We start from the raw sequence: 20,046 nt of genomic DNA on the forward strand, positions 1-20,046 counted from the left end.
GCGACGTTCGCTTTCGGCCTGGGTACAAGGTACCCCCAGGCGCGCTGACGGACGTGCGCGTTATCTTCGGCGCGACCAGCCTGTCTTCCGGATGAGGAAGCCATGGTCTGGAGGAGCTCCATGAACGCCTCGGACCTGCCCGCCGTGCTGTACGTGGACGACGACGCCCTCAACCTGAGGGTGTTCGACGCCAACTTCGGGCAGCGGTTTCGCATCTTCCGGTGCTCGTCCCCCAACGAGGCCCTGGCGCTTCTGGAGCAGCGACGCCTGGAGATTGGCGTGGTGCTGTCCGACCAGCGCATGCCGGGGATGACGGGCGTGGAGTTGCTGGAGCGCGCTCGCACCATCGCGCCGGACGCCAAGCGCATGCTGGTGACGGCGTACGCGGACATGCAGGCCGTCATCGACGCGGTGAACCGCGGCCAGGTGACGCGCTACTTCGTCAAGCCGTGGGACCGCGCGGAGCTGCTGGCGGCGCTCGAGGATGCGCTCAAGATTGCCCGGCTGGAGCTGCGCATCCGCGAAGTGGAAGGCCGGATGATGAAGTCCGAGCGTCTGGCCACGCTGGGGCAGGTGACGGCGGGCATCGCGCACGAGCTGATGGGCCCGGTGGGCTACCTCACGCAGAACGTGTCGTCGCTCCAGCGCGACATGGAGCGGGTGGTGCAGTACGTGTCGCGGCACCTGGCCACGGATCCGGACGCGGAGGTGTCCTCCACCATCGAGGACCTGCCGTCGCTCATCAAGGACCTGTCCGAGGGCGCCAGCCACCTGCGCGGCGTGGCGCTGGGCCTGCGCGCGCAGGCGCGCGGCGAGGACATGGAGGCCACCGCGGACGTAGCGGAGGTCGTCTCCTTCGCGGTGAAGCTGGCGCGAGCGGAGGTGCGGGACCGGGCGCGGCTCAGCAGCAACGGCGAGCCCCTCCGCATCGTCTTCGGGCCGGTGAAGCTGTGCCAGGTGCTGCTCAACCTCATCGTCAACGCGGCGCAGGCCATGGAGGGCACGGGCCGTCCGGGACGCATCGACGTGCGGTGGGATGCGCGCGACGAGGAGGTGGTGCTGACCGTGTCGGACAACGGCTGCGGCATCCCCGTGGCGCTTCAGGAGAAGGTGTTCCAGCCGATGTTCACCACGAAGCCCGTGGGCATCGGCACGGGGCTGGGCCTGTCCATCTGCCGCGAGCTGGTGATGCAGTTCGGCGGTCAGCTGCGCCTGTCGTCCACACCGGGCGAGGGCACCGAAATCGAGCTCATCTTCAAGCGAGCCCTGCTCCCTTGAGCCCGAAGGCGTTGTGCAGGAGCCGCCACACCCGGTAGAGGGTGTCGCTCTCCTGCGCCCGCACGTCCCGCACCAACAGTGCGCGTCTGGGCGCGGTTTCCGGGCCGTACTCCACCACCAGTGCGTATCCACCCTTCGGAGGCTGGACGATGTGCACCGCGCGCACGTCGTCGAAGGGGAACACCTCCGTGCGCGCCGCGCCTGGGGCCCACGCGAGCGTCTCCAGCCGCAGCGACTCCGTCTTGAAGTGCAGCACGAAGCGCCGCCGTTGAAGCCGCGCCTCTGTCACCAGCGCGCCGCCCACCATGGCTCCCGCCAGCACGAGCAGCAGGGTCGCGGCGCCCGGCGTCCGGGCCGAGTCCAGGACGAGCAGCAGCAACCCCACCCCGGTGCACACGGCGGCCAAGGCCACGAGGAGCGTGGGCAACAGCCGCAGCGTCCAGGCTGGCGGCAGGGATTCCCCCACCAGGCGGCCCCCGTCGTAGAAAAGCCGGACGTCGCCCAGCCGCGGCGGCACCCGGTTCTCCCGCAGCGCGTCTTCGAAGCTCACCGGGAGAGCATAGTGGTCGCGACTGTTTCCCACCCTCGAAGTTGGACGAGAGCTGTGCGATCCTCCCAATTCATGGATCTCCCGTTCGAGACCGGCGAAGGTGAAGGGGAAGGGCGTGGGACGCTCGCCTCGAAGGTGCTGCTGGTGGATGACGAGCCAGTGGTGCTGGATATCTGCGTGCGCCTGTTGGGGCGGGAGGCGGACCTCATCGTCTCCCCCGTGGGCAGCGCGGAGGAGGCGCTCGTCCTCTTGAAGGACCAGCGCTTCGACGTGCTGGTGACGGACAAGAACCTGCCCGGCATGGGTGGGGTGGAGCTCATCGCGGAGGCGCGGCGGATGCAGCCCGCGCTGGAGGCGGTGATGATCACCGCCTACGCCAGCTCCGAGTCCGTCATCGCCGCGTTCGCCGCCGGTGCCAGCGACTACATCGTGAAGCCCTTCGATGACTTGCGCGTGCTGCGCGCCAAGGTGCGCGCAGCGCTGGAGCGCCGCTCGGAGCGCGTGCGCACGCGCGACGGCGCCCGGGAGATGGCCCGGCAGGCCGCCGCGCTGCTGGACGCGGGGCGGGATGCTCCGGAGCCCGCGCATGAAGCGCTGGAGACGGAGCTGCGCAACTACGAGCAGGCGGTACGCCTGGGCCACACCGGCAACGTCGCGGTGGTGGGCAGCGCCGAGGCCGTGAAGGTGTTGCGCGACGCGTCCTTCGAGGTGGTGGAGCTGCCGCCGTACTCGCCCCAACTGGAGAGCGCGGACGTGGTGGTGGTGGAGACCGGAGATCCGCAGTGGCACACGCTGGCGGAAAGGCTCCAGGGCCGCTCCCCGGACGTGGTGCTGCTGGCCGGCGCGGACGCGGACCTGAGCGACCTGCTGGAGGCCATCACCCTGCGCATGGACCTGGTGGGCTACGGCCAGTCCAACGCCACCCGCGTCCTGCCGGAGAAGGTGCGGATGCTGCTGATGCGCCGGGGCATCCAGCGTGCCCAGCAGCGGCTCACCGCCGCGTTGGACACCTTCCGCCAGAGCATCGCGACCCCGAACTGAAGAGGAGCCGCGCCCGCGTCCAGGTGTCTGGACGCGGCACTGCCCGAGGTCTGTCCGCAAGGGCAGGGCGGAGTGCTGTACCCCGCAAAGCGAAACGCCCACCTTCGTTTCCGAAGGTGGGCGTCTCTGAGTGACCCTGCCGGGATTCGAACCCGAGTTTGAGCCGTGAGAGGGCTCCGTCCTAACCGCTAGACGACAGGGCCGGCTTGCTTCCCTACAACCGCTGCGTTTCTGCTGCTGCTTCCTACATTCTCCGTTCTGACCAGTCAACCGGAGATTTTCAGCTGGGGAACTAGGATTCGAACCTAGATAAGCAGAGTCAGAGTCTGCTGTCCTGCCGTTAGACGATTCCCCAAGGAGCTGCGTGCTGCGGTGCTGCTTGTTGCGGGCGCTTCTACTACCGGCTTCTGCTGCTGACTTCAACTACTTCGTTTTCCTGACCGGCTTGCCTTCAGTCTTCTTCGCCGGCTTCGCCGCCCCCTGCAGCGGGACGACATAGATGCGAACCTCTTCGTTCGCTTCGTAAATGTTCAGCCCCTCGAAGTTCTTCCCCGAGGGGTTGGAGATGTGCACGGCCTTGACGCCCGGCTGGTTGACGATCGACCGCCTCGGGTAGCTCGAGGTCGGGTAGACGTTCTTGTAGTAGTCGAGCGTCGCTTCGAAGTCTCGCGAAGCCCGGTACCTGTTCTCGCCCACCTTCTGGGCACCATCCGGAATCTGCGCGCCGTTCACCAGCTCGGCGCCGGAAGCCGTTGCCCAGAGGGCCAGCAGCACCGCCCCGAGCGGGCGCGCCTTATAGAAATGGGGTCGCAGGCTGTCAAGCGGTCGCGTCATCGCCGGCCAAGATAGGGCCCGGCGATGCCCGCGTCCACCGTCAATCTCACGTCCCGCGAGAGAGCGCCGCGTCGATGCGCCGCAGGGCTTCGTCGCGCCCCACGAGCAGCAGCGTCTCACCGATGCCGGGGCTGGTGGTGTTGCCGGTGATGGCCACGCGGATGGGCTGGGCCACCTTGCCCATGCCCACCTGGGCCGACTCGCTCACCGTCTTCACCACGCCGTCCAGCGGCTCCACCGTCCAGGCGGGCAGGGCGGCCAGCTGCTCCCGGGCCTGTCGCAGCAGATTGAGCGAGTCCCCGCTCAGGTGCTTGGCGGCGGCCTTCTCATCCAGGGTGACGCCGCTCTTGAAGTAGATGGACGCGGTGTTCGCCATCTCGTCCAGGGTGCGCGAGCGCTCGCGCAGCGCGAGCACCAGCGGCTCCAGGCGAGAATCGCCCTTCGCCTGGAAGCCGCGGGCCTCCAGGAAGGGGACGAGCCGCTCCGCGACCACGGCCGGAGGCAGCAGCTTGAACCACTGCTGATTGAGCCACTGGAGCTTCTCCGGGTTCCACACGCCGGAGGTGCTGCCCACGCCGTCGAAGTCGAACCACTCCACCATCTGCTCGCGGGTGATGACCTCGTCGTTGCCGTGGCTCCAGCCCAGGCGGATGACGAAGTTGAGCAGGGCCTCCTGCATGATGCCCGTGCGCTTGTGCAGCATCACGTCCGCTTCCGGATGCTTGCGCTTGGAGAGCTTCTCGCGGTCCGGCCCCAGGATGAGCGGCAGGTGCGCGAAGTCCGGCGGCGTCCAGCCCAGCGCCTTGTAGAGCATCAACTGCGGGAAGGTGGAGTTGACGTGCTCCTGACCGCGCGACACCAGGGTGATGTCCATCAGGTGGTCGTCGATGACGCAGCCGTAGTTGTAGAGCGGGATGCCGTCCGCGCGCATCATCACCCAGTCATCCAGGTCCGAGTGCGCCTTGGTGATGGTGCCCAGCACCTTGTCGTCGAAGGACACGGTGCCCTCGCCCGAGGGCATGCGGAAGCGGAGGACGGCGTCCTCCAGCTTCTTGCCGGGGGGCGGGCCCTTCAGGTCGTGGCAGGTGCCCTCGTAGCGGTAGCTGCCCTGACCCTTCGCCTTCTCCACCGCCTCGCGGCGCTGGGAGATTTCCTCGCGGGTGCAGTAGCACCGGAAGGCCTTTCCTTCCGCGAGGAGCTGGTCCGCGTGCTTGCGGTACGTGTCCAGGCGCTGGGTCTGGAAATAGGGACCGTACTTCGGGTCCTCCTTGCCGGGGCCCTCATCCCAATCCAGTCCCAGCCAGTTGAGGCCATCCAGGATGGCCTGGACGGACTCGGGCGTGGAGCGCTCCTGGTCCGTATCTTCCATGCGCAGGATGAAGGTTCCGCCGTAGCGCTTCGCGTAGAGGTAGTTGAAGAGCGCGGTACGGGCGCCTCCGATGTGGAGGTATCCAGTAGGTGACGGAGCGAAGCGGACGCGGGGTTTTGACGGAGCCATGGGCAGGCGCGCGATAGCAGGACGGGTGCACGAGGGTCAACGCAAGCCGCCCGCTTGGGGTTAGGCTGCGCGGCCAAGGAGACTATCCATGTCGATTCGACACGCGGTTCGCACGGTGGTGCTGGCCACCCTGCTCGGAGGGCTGCCGGTGGGGGCCACCACGATGCTGCGGGCGGACCTGCCGCAGATGGCGCAGGCGTCGGACGCGGTGGTGCAGGGCGTCGTCCGCCGCGTGCAGAGCCGCTGGAGCGGGGACAAGCGCCGCATCGTCACCGACGTGGAGATTCAAGTGACAGAGGCCCTGAAGGGGCAGCCCGGCGGCACGGTGGTCGTCACCCAGCCGGGAGGCCGGGTGGGGGACATTGGCCAGGTGGTGGGTGGCCTGGCGTCCTTCTCCGAGGGCGAGGAGGTCGTCGTCTTCCTGGAGAAGCGCGGCGCGGCCGCGTTCCAGCTGGCGGGCATGGCGCAGGGCAAGTACCAGGTGCAGCGCACCGGCCCGGGCGCGATGGCGGTTCCGGCGTCCACTGGGGACGCGGTGTTGATTGATCCGAAGACGCGCCAGGAGACGGCGTCCAACGCGAAGCCGGTGACGCTGGAGGAGCTGAAGGCGTCCGTGCGCGCGGCGGTCCAGGCGCAGCAGGCGGCGCCCGCGAAGAAGGGGGCGAAGTGATGGGCACGCTCGCGTCGTGGGTGGTGCTGGCGGCGGTGATGGGACAGAGCTCCGCGCCGTACGTGCGCAGCCGCGTGTCCCCCGGGGACGAGACCACGCAGTGCCTGTACTGGACGCAGACTCGCGTCACCTATCAGCAGAGCACCGTGGGCAACCCGAAGGCGACGAACCACACGGAGTTCGACGCCATCACCCGCTCGTTCCAGAGCTGGCAGGACATCTTCGCCAGCTGCGGCAACCTGACGCTGGCAGAGGGCGCGCGCGTGAACTCCCGGACGGTGGGCTACAACCGCTCCGGCGACAACATCAACCTCATCCTCTTCCGGGGCCGCGCCTGTCGCGAGGTCGTGGACGCCAGCGACGCCTGCTTCACCCAGGACACGTGCGCGAACACGTACGACTGCTGGGATGACAGCGACGGCACCATCGCCATCACGCTCACCACGTACGACGAGCGCACGGGCATCGTCTACGACTCGGACATCTCCTTCAACGCCGCGCGCTTCAACTTCACCACCGGCAACGCCGGGCCGTGCGGCATCGTGGCCACGCCGGACTGCGTGGACACGGACGTGCAGAACACGGCCACCCATGAGGTGGGCCACTTCGTGGGCCTGGACCACACGCTGGCCACGGGCTCCACGATGAACCCCAGCGCCCCGCCGGGCGAGACGTCCAAGCGCAACATCGACCCCGGTTCGCGCAGCTTCGTGTGCGCCGCGTACCCCAAGGGCAGCGCGAGCCAGCCCTGCTTCCCGGTGCCGGGCTCCAACGGCAATGGAGTTGACGAAGGGGATGATGACGGCTGCACCGCGGCGGCCGGCGGACTGGCGGTGCTGCCGCTGCTGGCCGCGGCCTCGCTGCTGGCGCGCCGTCGGCGGGGTGGACGGTGAGTTGTCGCCTGCTGCTCCTGGGAGTGCTGCTGTGCGCGGGAGCGGCGGGCGCGCAGCAGGACTTCAAGCGCACGCTCGTGCCGGGCCGGCCGTTGTGTCTGGTCTGGCCGGGGCGTGACTACGTCTACCACCTGGATGCGGCAGGCAGCACTCGCACGCCCGGGGACACGGAGGTCGTCGCCATCGAGGCGGCCTTCGACGCGTGGCGGGCGCTGTCCTCGACGTGCAGCGACTTCCGCTTCATCCGGGGTGAGGATTGGTCGCGCCCCGTCGAGATCGGCTACGACGAGGAGCACCGCTTCGACAACTACAACGTCGTCACCTTCCGCGAGCGCAACTGCCAGGACGTCGCCCCGCCGGACGATGCGTGCTGGGCGGAGGAGACGTGCGGCAACGTCTACCAGTGCTGGGCGCACGGGGGCGCCACCATCGGGCTCACCACTTCGTCGTTCAGCTTCAAGGACGGCTCCGTGGTGGACTCGGACATCGAGCTCAACGCGGCGGAGACGGACTACGGTCCCAGCTTCCTCTTCACCACCGTGAATGGGCCGCCGTGCTCGGGCACCCCGTCCACCGACTGCGTCGCCTACGACGTGCAGAACACGATGACGCATGAGATTGGCCACGTCATCGGCCTGGACCACGTCTACTCCGCGGGCTCCACCATGGAGGCCACCGCCTCCCAGGGTGAGACGTCCAAGCGAGTCATCGACGCGGGCTCCGCTGCCGGCTTCTGCTCGGCCTATCCGCGCGGCCTGCCGCCCACCCAGTGCCGCATTCCGGAGGACCCGGGCTTGAAGCTCGTGGCCGACGGGAAGGGCACCGGCTGCGGCGCTTCCGCGGGAGGACCGGGCGTGGCCGTCGTGCTGCTCTGGGGCGTGGCGCTGATGCGCAGGGGCAGGCGGTCAGCGGCCCCTCGGGCTTGCCTCCCCGGCGCTGCCCCGGGCGGACCTCGCGGTTAGACTCTGACCGTGGCCGTCGCCTTCTTCGACCTGGACAGGACGCTGCTCGCCGCCAACTCCGCGTCGCTCTGGGTGCGCCGCGAGCTGGCGCTGGGCCACATCTCCCGCTGGGAGGCCCTGCGCGCCAGCCTGCTGCTCGCGCGTTACCACCTGGGCTTCGTGGCCATGCAGGACGTGCTCCTGCGCGCCACGGCGCTGCTCTCGGGCTCCGATGCCAGGGCCCTGGAGGCTCGCTCCGCGGACTTCTACGCGGAGGCCGTGCGCGGGCAGTACCGGCCCGGGGCCCTGCTTGCGCTGGAGGCCCACCGCGAGGCCGGAGACCAACTGGTCCTGCTGACCTCGTCCTCGGGCTACCTGTCCGACCTGGTGGCGCGCGAGCTGCGGCTGGACGGCGTGCTGTGCAACCGCTTCGAGGTGGACGCGGCGGGGCTGCACACCGGGCGCCCGCTGGGGGCCGTGTGTTTCGGCGAGGGCAAGCGGTTCTACGCGGAGGCCACCGCGAAGGATGCGGGGGTGCCGCTGTCCGCGTGCGCCTTCTACACGGACTCGTACTCGGACCTGCCGGTGCTGGAGGTGGTGGGGCGCCCGGTGGTGGTGAACCCGGACCACCGGCTGCGCCGCGAGGCGCGGAGGCGGGGCTGGCCGGTGGTGGACTGGGGCGTGCCTTCTGGAGGCGCCACCCCGTCCGTCCCTCCGCCGCCGCCGCTCGTGCCCTCCACCGGCCCTTGAAGGACGCGGTGGAGGCGCGTCGCTTCTTTCAGCGGCGCGGGGACACGAGCCGCATGGTGAACGTGTAGTCCACGTTCGCCGGGCGGCCCTGGTACTGGATGGGCTTGTAGACGCGGGACATGAGCGAGTCGAGCACCGCCTTGTCCATGTGCTGCACCATCTTCAGGATGCGGCAGTTCTCCACGCGCCCCTTGTTGGTGATGGTGCAGCGCACCGCCACGAGCCCCTCCGCCTTGGTGGCGAGCGCCTCGCGCGTGTAGGCGATGTCCCGGCCCTCCTCGAGCAGCGTGGGCCGCTCCATGGCGTCGTTGAAGGGGATGACGGCGTTCGGGTTGACGGGCGCGAGCGCGCCAGTCGTGAGCGACGGCACCGCGAGGCTGCCCGCCGCGCTGACCGGTGCCGCGGCGGACACACCCACCGCGCCCGGCGCCTTGTCCGTCGTCGTGGCGGGGACGGCCGCGGGGGTGGCCGGGTTCGCCGTCATCATCACCGGCGCCGCGAGTCCGCCCGGCGTCGCCGGGGCCACGTTCTCGAAGTCCTCGGGGGTGGAGGCGGTGGCCAGGTCCACGCGGCTCGGGCGCTCACTGCCGCCCCGGCGCTTGGTCAGCTTCTGGGACAGCACCACCTCACCAGAGCCGCCGGTGATGATGGTCTCCGTCTGGTAGCCCTCCAGCGCGAAGGTCAGCTCCGCGGTGATGCTGCCCTCGCTGCCCAGCGGCAGCTCCAGCATGAAGGGCGTCACGCCCTTTTCCTTGCCCTTGTAATAGACGCGCGCGCCGGACGGCTGGCTCATCAGCCGGAAGCGCACCTTGCCCGGCGCGGGCGCCGCCGTGGGGGCTTCCGCCACCGGGGCCGGCGTGGCGGGGGCCGTGGCCTGGGTCACCGGCTGCGCGGGCTTCTCATCCGGGCTGCCGCCGCGCAGGAAGAACAGCGTGATGCCCACCAGGCCCGCGACCATCACGCCACCCAGCGCGCCCATCATGAGCGTGCGCTGGCGGGCGCGCTGCACGTCCGCTGGCACCTCCACGCTGATGTCCACCGCGAGCCCACCGTCCGCGGGCTCCGCGTTGCCCACGTTGGCGAACAGCGGGGACGCGTAGGGGCCCGTCGTCGGCGGCGAGGGGTAGGGGCCCGTCGTCGAGGCGCCGCCCAGCCGGCGGAACACGCCGCTGTTGCCGCCCGCGGCCATGTGCGCCTCGCGCAGGCCCTCCAGCACTTCGTCCATCGTCTGGAAGCGCCGCGCCGGATCCTTCTCCATGCAGCGGCGCACCACCATCTCGATTTCCGGCGGCACCGCGAGATCCGGGCGCACGGCCTGGAAGGTGGGGGGCGGTTCCTTGTAGTGGGCGAAGATGAGCTCGATGTGGTCGCGCGCGATGAAGGGCGGCCGGCCCATCAGCATCTGGAACAGCATGATGCCCAGCGAGTACACGTCGCTGCGCGCGTCCGCCACGTTGCGCGCCTGCTCCGGCGCCATGTACTGCGGCGAGCCCAGGAACGTGCCGTTCTGGGTGATTTCGGGGCTGACCGGCCCCTCCTGCGGCCCCACGGACTTCACGAGGCCGAAGTCCAGGACCTTCACCAGGTCCTGATCCGCCTCATTGAGGATCATGATGTTCGCGGGCTTGAGGTCGCGGTGGATGATGCCCAGGGCGTGCGCCTCGCGCAGCGAGCGGCACACCTGCTGCGCCACCGACACCGCGCGCGCCCAGGGCAGGGGACCGGCTTGACCCAGCACCTGCTGGAGCGTGCGGCCCTCCAGGTACTCCATCGCGATGTAGTAGATGCCGTCGTCCGTCTGCCCGTAGTCGATGACGGTGACGGTGTTCGGGTGCCGCAGCTTCGACGTCAGCGACGCCTCGCGCAGGAAGCGCTTCTGGAAGCCGGGGTCGCGGCTACTAGGGAAGGTGGGGTTGAGCACCTTGAGCGCGACCACGCGCTCCAAGGGGGCCTGGAGGGCGCGGTATACCTTGCCCATTCCACCGACGCCCAGGGGCTCTAGAATGCTGAAGCGGCCGTTCAACGTCCGGCCGATGAGCGGATCCGTTCCCGGGGCCTCAGGGCTCGGGGAATCGCTCTTGATCATTCGTGTCCCCTAGAAGCTGCGTGCAACATGGTTTCTCCGGCAAAAGCAGCAGCTCCGTATCCAAGCACAACTCGCCGGTGCGGCGCACGCCAAGGGGGTCCGGAATCCACCACGTCGGGGCAAGCGCGACCCCGGTCGCAGGGGGGGATGTGAGTCGCGACCTTCGGGTAAGCCCGCATTGCTTTGGGTGGGGCTCCCGGATTACGGTTTTTCTTCCTGCCTGCCATCCGGCGGGCCGAGTTCTTCGATGGCCGAAACCCCCAGAGTCCCCGTCCCTCCACAGGCGCGCCGGCTTTCCGTGCAACAGCGCCTGAGCGCGCTGGAGGCGGAGCAGAACCAGCTGCGCCAGGAGCTCGTCACCTTGCAGGGCGAGGTCCGCTTGCCGGGCCTCTACCTGACCGTGGAGGCAGGCAATACGACTGCTCTCGTGCCCGCCAGGCAGGTGCAGGAGGTGGTGCGGCTGGTGGCGCTGGAGCCGCTGCCCGGCGCGCCGGTGCACGTGTCCGGTTCGTTCGTCTATCGCGGCAGTCCGGCGGTGGTGGTGGACGTGGCGCGCCTGATGGGCGTCAAGCGCACGCCGGATCTGGACTCGCTGCTGGTGGTGGTGGACGCGGGCCGCATGGTGGCGCTGCTGGTGGACCGGGTGAAGGACCTGGTGGAGACGCCGGTGCTGGTGGACGGCTCGCAGGGCGGCGAAGAGAAGCTGCCCTGGGACGGCACCGGGCTGATGGCGGGCTTGTGCCGCACGCCGGAGGGCCTGCGCCCGCTCCTGCGCACGAGCGCGCTGCTGAACGGCACGGAGGGCCTGTGAGCGACGGGCTTCTCGACGACGCCACGCTCGCGAAGGTCGAGGAGGTGCTCCAGGGCGCCTGCGGCCTGACGCTCGCGAGCAGCCTGCGTCGCTCGTTGGAGCCCGCGCTGTCCCGCGCGGCGCTGACGCGCAACCTGTCCGAGACGGCCTTCCTGCGCCAGTTGCTCATTCGCGAGCCGACGGCGGTGGAGGCGTTCATCGAGCACGCCGTCATCGGCGAGACCTACTTCTTCCGCCACCCGGAGCACCTGCGCGCGCTGGCGTCCCGGGCGCGGCTGCACCAGGGCGGCCCGTTCAACGTCTGGAGCGCGGGCTGCGCGAGCGGCGAGGAGCCCTACAGCATCGCCATGGCGCTGATGGCCGCGGGGCTGGGCAACGGCGGGCGCTTCCGCGTGCTGGCGACGGACGTGAGCGGCCGGGCCCTGCAGCGCGCGAAGGCCGCCGTGTACAGCCCGTGGTCGCTGCGGCGCATCGAGCCGGACCTGGAGAAGCGCTTCCTCGTGCCGCACCCGGGCTCGTCGGTAAATGACACGCAGCACTCCGTCACCGCGGAGGTCGTGCGCACGGTGGACTTCCGCCGCCACAACCTGGCCACGGACGCGGTGCCGTCCCTGGGCTTCCACGCCATCTTCTGCCGCAACGTCCTCATCTACTTCACGCCGGAGCTGGTGCGCGCGGTGCTGAGCCGGCTGGTGAGCGCGCTCGCGCCGGGCGGGCTGCTCTTCGTGTCGCCCGCGGAGGTGCCGCTCACCAACGGGATGGGGCTGGAGACGCTGGACGTGGACGGCACCCCCGTCCTGCGCATGCCTCTGGAGCAGCTTTGGACCGCGGGCGAGTCCGCCCCCGTGTCCCCTCCGCGTCGCGACGCGCCATCGGCCTTCACCGCCGCCTCGCTCCGCCGGGAGACGCCGGTGCCGGGCAGCTTGCGGATTTTGTCCCGCCGCCCCACGCCGCACGCTCCCATGGCGGCCTACTCGGCGCGGCCGTCCAGCCCGGCTCCGGTGGCGGAAGCCCCGCGTGCCCAGGCGTCCACGCCGGCGGCTCGCGCGGCCCAGGACGCGGGACTGCTGACGCGGGCGCTGGAGGCGGCGCACGCGGGCCACTTCGAGGAGGCGGAGGCGCTGGCGCGCGAGGCGGCGCGGGCGCTGTCTCCGGAGGCGTACCTGCTCCTGGCGATGGTGGCCGAGTCGCGCAACGATCTGGACGCGGCGGTGGAAGCGGTGCGCAAGGCGCTGTATCTGGAGCCGCAGTTGGCGCTGGGACATGCGACGCTGGTGGCGCTCTACAGCCGCCTGGACAGGCGCGAGGACGCGGAGCGCGCGAGGCAGAACGCGCTGCGCGCGCTGGATGGATTGGATGACGAGCACCCGCTGCGAGGCGTGGAGACGACGATGACGGCGGGGGGCTTGCGGCAGGCGCTGGCTCCCCGGCATTCGCAGATGGGCTGGCAGGGCGCGCGCTGAAGTCGTGGGGCGCGCCGGTACACGTGAGGTGGGGACAACGTGGAAGCGAAAGGTTTGAAGATGGCGTCGCCTCAAGGGGCGGATTCGACCAGGCTCAGCCTGCGGACGAAGATCCTCGGGGGCACGGGCATCTTCGGCGTCGTGCTGGTCGGCATCCTGACCTTCGCGTTCTGGATGCAGATGAGCGACGGCCTGCTGGATGAGCTGACCAAGCGCTCGCGCGCGGTGGGCATCGGCATGGCGTTCGCCGTGGGTGCGTCCGCCGCGGCGAACGACGCGATGATGCTCCAACTGGGCACCGACGCGGCCCTCAAGAGCGTGCCGGACATCGCGTACATCGTCATCCGCGACGCGAGCGGCAAGGTGCTGGCGCGCTCCGCGGACGAGCACTTCGCGACCGCCGCCGCCGTGGAGCCCGCGGACGGCGACGCGGTGGTGGACCGCCTGCTGACGGCTGGCACGCTGCCCGTGGTGGAGACGACGGCGCCCATCCTCTTCGGCCCGCCGGGCGGCGTGCTCAAGCGTGTGGGCACCGTGCAGCTGGCGCTGGACCGCGAGGCGCTGGCGGAGTCGCTGTCCTCCAGCACCTGGCGCACCGCGGGCCTGGGCCTGCTGGTGCTGGTGCTGGGCCTGCTGGCGGCTGCCGGCATGGCCAGCCTGTTCATCCAGCCGCTGGAGCGGCTGGCCCGCGCGGCGGTGGGCATTGCCGCGGGGGACCTGCGCCAGCAGATCGACACCACCGGCACGGACGAGATTGGCGAACTGGCGGGCAGCTTCGCCACCATGGCGGACGCGCTGGTGCACCTGTTGCACGACCTGCGCGGCGCGGCCACGGACCTTGAGCACGAGGCCGCGGGCGTGCTGGCCACGTCCACGCAGCAGTCCGCGATGGCGCACCAGCAGGCGTCCGCCATCAACGAGACGAGCACCACGGTGGCGGAGATCGCCCAGACCTCCAAGCAGGCCACGTCCTACGCGGACGCGGTCATCGCCCAGACGCAGAAGTCGGAGTCGCTCAGCGCTCAGGGACAGAAGGTCGTCACGGAGAGCGTGGAGGGCATGGAGAAGCTGGGCGAACAGGTGAAGGCCATTGCCCTGGCCATCACGGACCTGAACGAGCGCACGCTGCAGATCAGCGACATCATCGGACAGGTGAAGGACGTGGCGGAGCAGTCCAACCTGCTGGCCCTCAACGCCTCCATCGAGGCGGCGAAGGCGGGCGAGCACGGACGCGGTTTCGCGGTGGTGGCCACGGAGATGCGCACGCTGGCGGAGCAGTCCCGCATGGCGGCCGAGCAGGTGCGCGTGCTCCTGGGTGAAGTGCAGAAGGGCACCCGCCTGGCGGTGACCACGACGGACGAGGGCAGCCGGCGCGCCCAGGCGGCGATGGAGCTTGCGCGCGGCGCGGGCTCCACCATCCTGGGCCTGTCGGAGGTCATCCGCGAGTCGTCCGGGGCGGCGCGGCAGATCGCGGGCAACACGCGGCAGCAGACCATTGGCGTGGAGCAGATCGCCACGGCGATGGGCGAGCTGACGTCCGCCATGAGTGATTCGGTGGAGGGCACCCGGCGCATCGAGCAGGTGGCCGGCAATCTCTCCATCTTGTCGAAGCGCTTCTCTGAACTTGTAGGCAGGTACCAGCTATGAACAGCAACGTGACGGGTGGGGCACGCAAGGCAGCGAAGGTGCTGATCGTGGAGGACACGAAGACCATCACCAACCTCCTGCAGGTCTACCTGATGGGGTGGGGGCTGGACTTCGTGGACGCGCCCAACGGCGCGGTGGGACTGAAGCGGGCGCGCGAGCAGAAGCCGGACCTCATCATCTCCGACGTGCAGATGCCGGAGATGGACGGCTTCGCGCTGTGCGCGGCCATCCGGGGTGACCCGAAGCTGCACGACACGCCCTTCATGCTGCTCACGTCGCTGAAGGACGACGCGAGCCGCCAGAAGGGCAAGCTCGTTGGCGCGAGCGCGTTCCTCAACAAGCCGGTGTCCGTGGACGACCTGCGCTCCAAGGTGCGGGACATCCTCAAGCTGCCGGCCACGAAGTACTGACCGCCCGCCCATGTCTACTGACGACCGCAAGCTCTTACCCATCGACTTCGACGAGCTGAAGGCCTCGCTCGACGCGGCCCAGATGCTGCTGGAAGGCGCCACCGTGGTGAGCGCCCACAGGCGGCGCGAGGTGCTGCACCAGCGCGCGGTGGCGCTGGCGAACTCGCGCCACGAGACGCGCCAGGAGGTCGTCACGGTGCTCGCCTTCCAGGTGGGCGGCGAGCGCTACGCGGTGAAGATCGACTACGTGGACCACGTGCTGGAGTCGCGCGGGATGTGCTCGCTTCCCGGGGCGCCGCGCCACGTGCTGGGGGCGCTCCTGTCGCGCTCGCGCATCGTGCCGGTGCTGGACCTGCGGCAGTTGCTGGGGCTGGAGGGCGGGGGCATGGCCGACCTGAGCAAGGTCGTGGTGGTGGAAGTGGACGACGAGGCGTTCGGGCTGGCGGCGGAGGTCGTGGACGGACGGCTGGAGTTGCCGCGCGCGGAGCTGTCCCAGCCGCCGCCGGGGCCGTTCCTGTTCCTGACGCCGGACCGGCTCACGGTGCTGGACCTCACACAGCTGGGCAACCCGGCGGCCGCAAGGCGCGGCTAGAGGGGACTGGGGTTTCATGGATCCGCAGTTGCTGCGCAGCATCTGGCCTGTGTTCGCCGCGGAGACGCGCGAACAGATTCAGGCCATCGGGTCGAAGGTGCTGGGGCTGGAGCAGCCGGCCAGCGCCCGCGACGCGGACCTGATGCCGTCGCTGAAGCGCGTGGTGCACAGCCTCAAGGGCTCCGCGGCGAGCCTGGGGCTGGACGACATCGAACGCATCGTCCACGCCATCGAGGACGGGCTGTCCCACGTCGACGTGGATCAGCCCATCTCCCGGGGCGCCGTGGAGGCGATGCTTCGGGGCCTCTCCGCCATCGAGAACGCCCTCAACCGGGGCGACGCGGGTGAACAGCCCGTGGTGGACGGCGTGGGCTCGCTGCTCAAGGCCCTGGGCCACGAGGAGCCGGCCGCTCCCGGGTCTGACGACGCCGCCATCAACGGCCCGTTGGGTGAGGACGGGCTGAAGGCGCTGGTGGCGCTGGAGACGGCGCTGAGCACGCTGGTGTCCCCCAAGGTGGAGGACCGGGCGGGCGCGGTGCGTTCGGCGGTAGACCAGGCGCACGCCCTGCGCCAGATCGCGGAGGCCGTCCAGGCGGATGCGGTGGCCACGCTGGCGGAGGCGGCGGCGCTGGGCTTCACGCGCATGGAGGAGGGCGGGGACGCGGCGGGACTGGCGGCGTCGGAGGTGGCGGGCGCGCTGGTGGACCTGCGCATGGCGCTGAGCCTGGCGGAGGAGGCTGTCGCGGTCCGCGAGCCCGAGCCTGTGAATCTGACTCCTGCCCCCGCGGCGAAGCCCGCGGCGCGTGCGAGCACTCCGGCTCCCGAAGGCCGCGCCGGGACGGTGGACCGCGCGGTGCGCGTGTCCGTGAAGACGCTGGACTCGCTGGCGCTCCAGGTGGAGCACCTGGTGTCCGGGCGGTCGCAGCAGGGCCGGCGCACGGAGGGCTTCCGGTCGCTGACGGATCAGGCGCACGAGGTGCTGCTGCACCTGGAGCGCGCCGCGTCGCAGCTGGCCATGTCCGGCGGTGGATCCGCGCTGGAGCCGCTGCGCACGGGCGTGGGCCTGATGCGCACGATGCAGAAGCGCCTGCTGGAGCATGCGAAGGAGGCGCACCGCGACGGTGAGCAGCAGTCGCTGGTGGCGCAGGTCATCCGCGACGACCTGCGAGACCTGCGCATGGTGCCGGCCTCGCAGGTGTTGGAGCCCCTGCGGCGCACGGTGCGTGAGACGGCTTCGCGGCTGGGCAAGGAGGTGGCGCTGGAGCTGGGCGGCACCGACGTGCGGCTCGACCGGCGCATCGTGGACGCGCTGAAGGACCCGCTGGTGCACCTGGTGCGCAACGCCATCGACCACGGGCTGGAAATGCCCGCGGAGCGCAAGGCGGCGGGCAAGCAGGAGACGGGCCGGCTGGTGGTGCGGGTGGAGGCGCGGGGCACGCGCATTGGCGTCATCGTGGAGGATGACGGCGCGGGCCTGGATCCGGTGCGCGTGCGCGCGACGGCGGTGCGCCGGGGCCTGATGAACCAGGAGGCGGCGGACAAGCTGTCGGACGCGCAGGCCGCGCGGCTCATCTTCCAGCCGGGCTTCTCCACGCGAGATGAAGTGACCTCCACGTCGGGTCGTGGGGTGGGCCTGGACGTGGTGCTGGCCACCGCGCAGCGGCTGCAGGGCAGCGCGGACGTGGAGTACACGCCCGGCAAGGGCACGCGCTTCATCGTGGACCTGCCGCTGACGCTGGCGGCTGCGCTGGGCCTGCTGGTGCGCACCGGTACCACCGTCACCGCGATTCCCTCCGACACCGTGAAGCGCGTGCTGCGGCTGGACGCGGACGACGTGGGCACGGTGGCCGGACGCGTGGTGGCGCGGCTGGATGGCGAGCAGCTCACGTTCCTGTCGCTCTCGGAGGCCATCGGCCTGCCGCGCATGCCGCTCGCGCTGGAGTCGGGCCGGCGGCAGACCGCGGTGCTGCTGTCGCTCGGTGAAGAGCGCGTGCTGTACGCCATCGACGAGGTGGTGGGGCAGCAGGAGCTGGTGGTCCGCGCGCTGGGCAAGCACCTGCGGGACGTCACGCACCTGGCGGGCGCGGCGGTGCTGGACGACGGCCGCGTGGTGCCGGTGCTCAACGCGCCGGAGCTGCTGCGCGCGGCCAAGCCGGACACGCGCACCTCCGGTGGTGAATCCAAGCTGCCGCGCATCCTGGTGTGCGACGACTCGCTCACCACGCGCTTCGCCATGAAGTCGCTGCTGGAGATCGCCGGCTACCCGGTGGTGACGGCGTCGGACGGCGAGGAGGCGTGGCAGGTGCTGGAGCGCGTGCACTGCCACCTGGTGGTCAGCGACTGGCAGATGCCCCGGCTGGACGGCGTGGGACTGGCCCGGCGCATCAAGGGCCACCCCATGTTCCGGCGCACGCCCATCATCCTGGTCACGTCGCTGGACAGCAACGAGGACCGCGCGGCCGGCCTGGAGGCGGGCGCGGACGGCTACCTCGTCAAGCGCGAGGTGGAGCGCGGCAAGCTCCTGGAGCTCGTGCGACAGCTGCTGCCTGGCTGAAGCAGGGCAGGGCAGCCTGGAAACGACGACGCCCCGTCCTTCGCCTGGAGCGAGGGACAGGGCGTCTGTTTTTTCAGCCGCGAGGCGCTTCTTCAGCGCGGGCGGACCCACGCCTTGGGCCAGTCGTCGAACTCGGTGACCTCCTGGTCGTCGACGAGCAGCGTGTACATGGACTCCTCGGGGAAGTCGCCGATGCGCAGGCGCAGTTCCTTGCCCTCCGCCTTGGTGCGCAGCGGGTGGAGCGGGTCCGACGTCTTTACCCACTCCAGCTTCTGCTTCATCAGTTGATCAGCGTTCATAGCTTTGCCTGTGGCTTGGCGTAGATGTTGTCCACGGCCTGGTTGGTACGCTGCGAGCTGTTGATGATCTTGTCGTACGCCTGCGCCTCGCTCAAGCCGCTCTTCTTGGCTTCACCGACGAGCTGGTCGAAAGAGGGGCCGTCCAGACGGCCGTACTTGAAGAAGTCGCGCGCCTTGAGCATCGCGGATTCGAACGTGCCCATGAACTCACGCGCGCCCACGCGGGCCTCGTGGCGGATGGCGTGCGCGGCCTTCGCGCGGTCCGCCAGCGACGCACCCTGCGCCTGGAGCTTCGCGTCGTTTGCGGGGATGCCGGCGATCTGCTGCTTGTACCAGGCGCGGATCTCGGTGTTCGTCGTGGGCTTCTTGGCGCCGCTCGCCTGCGCGTTGTTCACGCTCGCCGCCCCTTCGGGGTTGCGCGGGCGGGTGCGCGACGGGCTGCCGGTGGACACGTCGCTGGGCGGCCGGTTGGCTGTCGGGGGCGCCGAGTTGGACCGGGCGGGCTTCGTCGGCGTCGAGGACGGCGACGTCGTCGGGGTGGGCTTCGCATCCACGGAGTTGCTGCGACGCGGCTGCGACGTCGACAGCGCCGAGTCGGACTTCGTGGAGAGCACGCTCGAGCTTCGGTTGAGCTTCATGGGGGAGGCCTTCGGGGTCAGGAAGGAAAACCGCTTTCCCTTTTATCGCAGTTACGAGTAGGCGAGTTGCGACCTCTGCCTACCTTTCACGCACTGGCCCGACGTCTCCCGCCTTCTCATACCCTCAACAGTGGGTGGGTACGGGGAAGGCGTCATCCCCCGGCAGCACCAGGGTGACTTCCAGCCGGGGCTCCACGGCCACGGCCATCGTGCCTCCCAGCCGCTCCGTGAGCTGCTGGAGCATGGCCTGCGTCCGCGCCGTCAGGGCCGTGCCAGGGCAGGCCCGGACGCGCAGCAGCCACTGGGAGTCCTCCTGGGCCGGGCCCAGGTGGACGTCCACCGCTACGGCGCCAACGGTGCCTCTGGCGAGGGTGCGGGCGAGCAGCTCCCAGTCCGCCCGGGCGCCTCTCACCGGCACGGTCCGTTCCGCGGGCAGCGTCAGCGTGGCGGCGGCGCGGCCTCGCGTGGGCGCGAAGGCGCGCGTCAGCACGGGGCGCAGGTCATCCAGGCCCGGCACGGGTGGTGCCAGGCGCCGGTCGATGAGCTCCTTCTGATCCGCGGCGACCTTGGCGATGCGCTCCAGGTAGCGCTGCGCCTGCGGGCCCAGCGGTCCGCCGGTGCCCTTGAGCATCATGTCCACGTAGCCCTTGATGACCATGAGCGGTGTGCGCAGGTCGTGCGCCGCGCGCGAGCGCCGCTTGTCCTGCACCGCCACGGTGCGCTCCAGGCGCCGCTTCGCTTCCAGCAGCCGGGCCTGTCGTGCGCCCTGGGCCACCTCACGCGCATGCGCCGCGAGCAGCGCCGGAGCGAACGCGCTGAAGCGCGCCACCACGCTCCGCTGCGACGTCGTCAGCGGAGCGGGCCATGTCTCCAATACAGAGGACCGCTTCGATGCATCCGCGCGACGGGCGGGGACGTTCCCCACCTTCATCACGCACACGCGTCCTTCATAGAGGGCCGCGCCGGTCGCACCGGTCAGCCGCAAGGACGCCTTGAGGAGAGCCTCCAGGCCCGCGCGCGTTCCTTTGCGCAGCGCCTGCTCGGCCACCGCCGTCAGCGTCGTTTCCATCCTGGCATCGAGGTCGTCCTCG

Annotated in this window: 19 protein-coding genes and 2 tRNA genes; 12 read left to right on the plus strand and 9 right to left on the minus strand. The window is 70.3% G+C overall.

Annotated elements, in window-relative coordinates:
• Positions 1-120: 120 nt before the first annotated feature.
• The gene (locus tag D7Y04_RS31005) at positions 121-1,278 is read left to right on the plus strand and encodes a sensor histidine kinase (RefSeq protein ID WP_120574972.1); all 1,158 of its coding nucleotides are present in this window, start codon (positions 121-123) and stop codon (positions 1,276-1,278) included.
• Here the strand turns inward: D7Y04_RS31005 and D7Y04_RS31010 are convergent.
• Positions 1,256-1,828: a hypothetical protein gene (locus tag D7Y04_RS31010; protein WP_233601650.1), complete on the minus strand. Its 573-nt coding sequence runs from the start codon at positions 1,826-1,828 to the stop codon at positions 1,256-1,258. The genes D7Y04_RS31005 and D7Y04_RS31010 overlap by 23 nt on opposite strands.
• Before the next feature lie 72 nt (positions 1,829-1,900).
• On the opposite strand from D7Y04_RS31010, the gene D7Y04_RS31015 reads away from it, so the two are divergent.
• Positions 1,901-2,869 (plus strand): response regulator, encoded by a 969-nt coding sequence (locus D7Y04_RS31015; RefSeq protein WP_167548480.1) that lies wholly within the window; start codon positions 1,901-1,903, stop codon positions 2,867-2,869.
• Between the two features lie 131 nt (positions 2,870-3,000).
• Here D7Y04_RS31015 and D7Y04_RS31020 read toward each other — a convergent pair.
• The 4 genes from D7Y04_RS31020 to gltX all read right to left on the minus strand — a co-directional run bounded on the left by D7Y04_RS31020 (position 3,001) and on the right by gltX (position 5,201).
• Positions 3,001-3,072: transfer RNA gene (locus D7Y04_RS31020), tRNA-Glu, on the minus strand.
• 81 nt (positions 3,073-3,153) lie between these two features.
• Positions 3,154-3,224: transfer RNA gene (locus D7Y04_RS31025), tRNA-Gln, on the minus strand.
• Between the two features lie 68 nt (positions 3,225-3,292).
• Complete coding sequence (locus D7Y04_RS31030) at positions 3,293-3,703, minus strand: hypothetical protein (RefSeq protein ID WP_120574952.1); 411 nt, start codon at positions 3,701-3,703, stop codon at positions 3,293-3,295.
• 46 nt (positions 3,704-3,749) lie between these two features.
• The gene (gene gltX, locus D7Y04_RS31035; protein ID WP_121761616.1) at positions 3,750-5,201 is read right to left on the minus strand and encodes a glutamate--tRNA ligase; all 1,452 of its coding nucleotides are present in this window, start codon (positions 5,199-5,201) and stop codon (positions 3,750-3,752) included.
• 88 nt (positions 5,202-5,289) lie between these two features.
• On the opposite strand from gltX, the gene D7Y04_RS31040 reads away from it, so the two are divergent.
• Genes D7Y04_RS31040 through D7Y04_RS31055 form a run of 4 tightly spaced genes read left to right on the plus strand, consistent with a single transcriptional unit; the run spans position 5,290 to position 8,455 of the window.
• Positions 5,290-5,871 (plus strand): hypothetical protein, encoded by a 582-nt coding sequence (locus tag D7Y04_RS31040; protein WP_121761617.1) that lies wholly within the window; start codon positions 5,290-5,292, stop codon positions 5,869-5,871.
• Positions 5,871-6,764, plus strand: coding sequence for a myxosortase-dependent metalloprotease, MXAN_2677/MXAN_2678 family (locus tag D7Y04_RS31045; protein ID WP_121761618.1), 894 nt, complete (start codon positions 5,871-5,873; stop codon positions 6,762-6,764). Before D7Y04_RS31040 ends, D7Y04_RS31045 begins: the two co-directional genes overlap by 1 nt.
• Positions 6,761-7,726, plus strand: coding sequence for a myxosortase-dependent metalloprotease, MXAN_2677/MXAN_2678 family (locus tag D7Y04_RS31050; protein WP_120594208.1), 966 nt, complete (start codon positions 6,761-6,763; stop codon positions 7,724-7,726). The genes D7Y04_RS31045 and D7Y04_RS31050 overlap by 4 nt, the downstream gene beginning before the upstream one ends.
• Positions 7,727-7,735: 9 nt before the next feature.
• On the plus strand, positions 7,736-8,455 hold the full coding sequence (locus tag D7Y04_RS31055) for an HAD family phosphatase (RefSeq protein WP_120594209.1): 720 nt from the start codon (positions 7,736-7,738) through the stop codon (positions 8,453-8,455).
• A gap of 28 nt (positions 8,456-8,483) precedes the next feature.
• Here D7Y04_RS31055 and D7Y04_RS31060 read toward each other — a convergent pair whose 3' ends face one another.
• Positions 8,484-10,541, minus strand: coding sequence for a TonB family protein (locus D7Y04_RS31060; protein WP_120594210.1), 2,058 nt, complete (start codon positions 10,539-10,541; stop codon positions 8,484-8,486).
• Positions 10,542-10,788: 247 nt separating this feature from the next.
• On the opposite strand from D7Y04_RS31060, the gene D7Y04_RS31065 reads away from it, so the two are divergent.
• Genes D7Y04_RS31065 through D7Y04_RS31090 form a run of 6 tightly spaced genes read left to right on the plus strand, consistent with a single transcriptional unit; the run spans position 10,789 to position 18,018 of the window.
• Positions 10,789-11,352, plus strand: a complete 564-nt coding sequence (locus D7Y04_RS31065; RefSeq protein ID WP_120594211.1) for a chemotaxis protein CheW — start codon at positions 10,789-10,791, stop codon at positions 11,350-11,352.
• Entirely contained in the window at positions 11,349-12,815 is a 1,467-nt protein-coding gene (locus tag D7Y04_RS31070; RefSeq protein WP_121761619.1) for a CheR family methyltransferase, read from the plus strand. The genes D7Y04_RS31065 and D7Y04_RS31070 overlap by 4 nt, the downstream gene beginning before the upstream one ends.
• A gap of 60 nt (positions 12,816-12,875) precedes the next feature.
• Positions 12,876-14,462: a methyl-accepting chemotaxis protein gene (locus D7Y04_RS31075; protein ID WP_120594223.1), complete on the plus strand. Its 1,587-nt coding sequence runs from the start codon at positions 12,876-12,878 to the stop codon at positions 14,460-14,462.
• A complete protein-coding gene (locus tag D7Y04_RS31080; RefSeq protein ID WP_120566495.1) occupies positions 14,459-14,872 on the plus strand; it encodes a two-component system response regulator in 414 nt (137 codons plus the stop codon). The genes D7Y04_RS31075 and D7Y04_RS31080 overlap by 4 nt, the downstream gene beginning before the upstream one ends.
• A gap of 10 nt (positions 14,873-14,882) precedes the next feature.
• Complete coding sequence (locus tag D7Y04_RS31085) at positions 14,883-15,464, plus strand: chemotaxis protein CheW (RefSeq protein ID WP_120594213.1); 582 nt, start codon at positions 14,883-14,885, stop codon at positions 15,462-15,464.
• 16 nt (positions 15,465-15,480) lie between these two features.
• Positions 15,481-18,018 carry a response regulator gene (locus tag D7Y04_RS31090; protein ID WP_120594214.1) on the plus strand — a complete coding sequence of 846 codons (2,538 nt, stop codon included), beginning with the start codon at positions 15,481-15,483 and terminating at the stop codon, positions 18,016-18,018.
• A gap of 92 nt (positions 18,019-18,110) precedes the next feature.
• Here the strand turns inward: D7Y04_RS31090 and D7Y04_RS31095 are convergent, their stop codons facing one another.
• The 3 genes from D7Y04_RS31095 to D7Y04_RS31110 all read right to left on the minus strand — a co-directional run bounded on the left by D7Y04_RS31095 (position 18,111) and on the right by D7Y04_RS31110 (position 20,024).
• Positions 18,111-18,317: a hypothetical protein gene (locus tag D7Y04_RS31095; RefSeq protein WP_120574963.1), complete on the minus strand. Its 207-nt coding sequence runs from the start codon at positions 18,315-18,317 to the stop codon at positions 18,111-18,113.
• The gene (locus D7Y04_RS44150) at positions 18,314-18,955 is read right to left on the minus strand and encodes a hypothetical protein (RefSeq protein ID WP_147477224.1); all 642 of its coding nucleotides are present in this window, start codon (positions 18,953-18,955) and stop codon (positions 18,314-18,316) included. Before D7Y04_RS44150 ends, D7Y04_RS31095 begins: the two co-directional genes overlap by 4 nt.
• A gap of 124 nt (positions 18,956-19,079) precedes the next feature.
• Positions 19,080-20,024 carry a histidine kinase dimerization/phospho-acceptor domain-containing protein gene (locus tag D7Y04_RS31110; protein WP_158627613.1) on the minus strand — a complete coding sequence of 315 codons (945 nt, stop codon included), beginning with the start codon at positions 20,022-20,024 and terminating at the stop codon, positions 19,080-19,082.
• Positions 20,025-20,046 lie beyond the last annotated feature (22 nt).

The organism is Corallococcus sp. AB038B (genome assembly GCF_003668955.1).
Classification (GTDB): Bacteria; Myxococcota; Myxococcia; order Myxococcales; family Myxococcaceae; genus Corallococcus; species Corallococcus exiguus.

Excerpts from the sequence above, each read along its gene's own strand:
- D7Y04_RS31005 (WP_120574972.1), top strand. The coding sequence starts at position 121 with ATGAACGCCTCGGACCTGCCCGCCGTGCTGTACGTGGACGACGACGCC.
- D7Y04_RS31015 (WP_167548480.1), top strand. The coding sequence starts at position 1,901 with ATGGATCTCCCGTTCGAGACCGGCGAAGGTGAAGGGGAAGGGCGTGGG.
- D7Y04_RS31030 (WP_120574952.1), bottom strand. The coding sequence starts at position 3,703 with ATGACGCGACCGCTTGACAGCCTGCGACCCCATTTCTATAAGGCGCGC.
- gltX (WP_121761616.1), bottom strand. The coding sequence starts at position 5,201 with ATGGCTCCGTCAAAACCCCGCGTCCGCTTCGCTCCGTCACCTACTGGA.
- D7Y04_RS31040 (WP_121761617.1), top strand. The coding sequence starts at position 5,290 with ATGTCGATTCGACACGCGGTTCGCACGGTGGTGCTGGCCACCCTGCTC.
- D7Y04_RS31045 (WP_121761618.1), top strand. The coding sequence starts at position 5,871 with ATGGGCACGCTCGCGTCGTGGGTGGTGCTGGCGGCGGTGATGGGACAG.
- D7Y04_RS31060 (WP_120594210.1), bottom strand. The coding sequence starts at position 10,541 with ATGATCAAGAGCGATTCCCCGAGCCCTGAGGCCCCGGGAACGGATCCG.
- D7Y04_RS31065 (WP_120594211.1), top strand. The coding sequence starts at position 10,789 with ATGGCCGAAACCCCCAGAGTCCCCGTCCCTCCACAGGCGCGCCGGCTT.
- D7Y04_RS31075 (WP_120594223.1), top strand. The coding sequence starts at position 12,876 with ATGGCGTCGCCTCAAGGGGCGGATTCGACCAGGCTCAGCCTGCGGACG.
- D7Y04_RS31080 (WP_120566495.1), top strand. The coding sequence starts at position 14,459 with ATGAACAGCAACGTGACGGGTGGGGCACGCAAGGCAGCGAAGGTGCTG.
- D7Y04_RS31085 (WP_120594213.1), top strand. The coding sequence starts at position 14,883 with ATGTCTACTGACGACCGCAAGCTCTTACCCATCGACTTCGACGAGCTG.
- D7Y04_RS31090 (WP_120594214.1), top strand. The coding sequence starts at position 15,481 with ATGGATCCGCAGTTGCTGCGCAGCATCTGGCCTGTGTTCGCCGCGGAG.
- D7Y04_RS31095 (WP_120574963.1), bottom strand. The coding sequence starts at position 18,317 with ATGAACGCTGATCAACTGATGAAGCAGAAGCTGGAGTGGGTAAAGACG.
- D7Y04_RS44150 (WP_147477224.1), bottom strand. The coding sequence starts at position 18,955 with ATGAAGCTCAACCGAAGCTCGAGCGTGCTCTCCACGAAGTCCGACTCG.
- D7Y04_RS31110 (WP_158627613.1), bottom strand. The coding sequence starts at position 20,024 with ATGGAAACGACGCTGACGGCGGTGGCCGAGCAGGCGCTGCGCAAAGGA.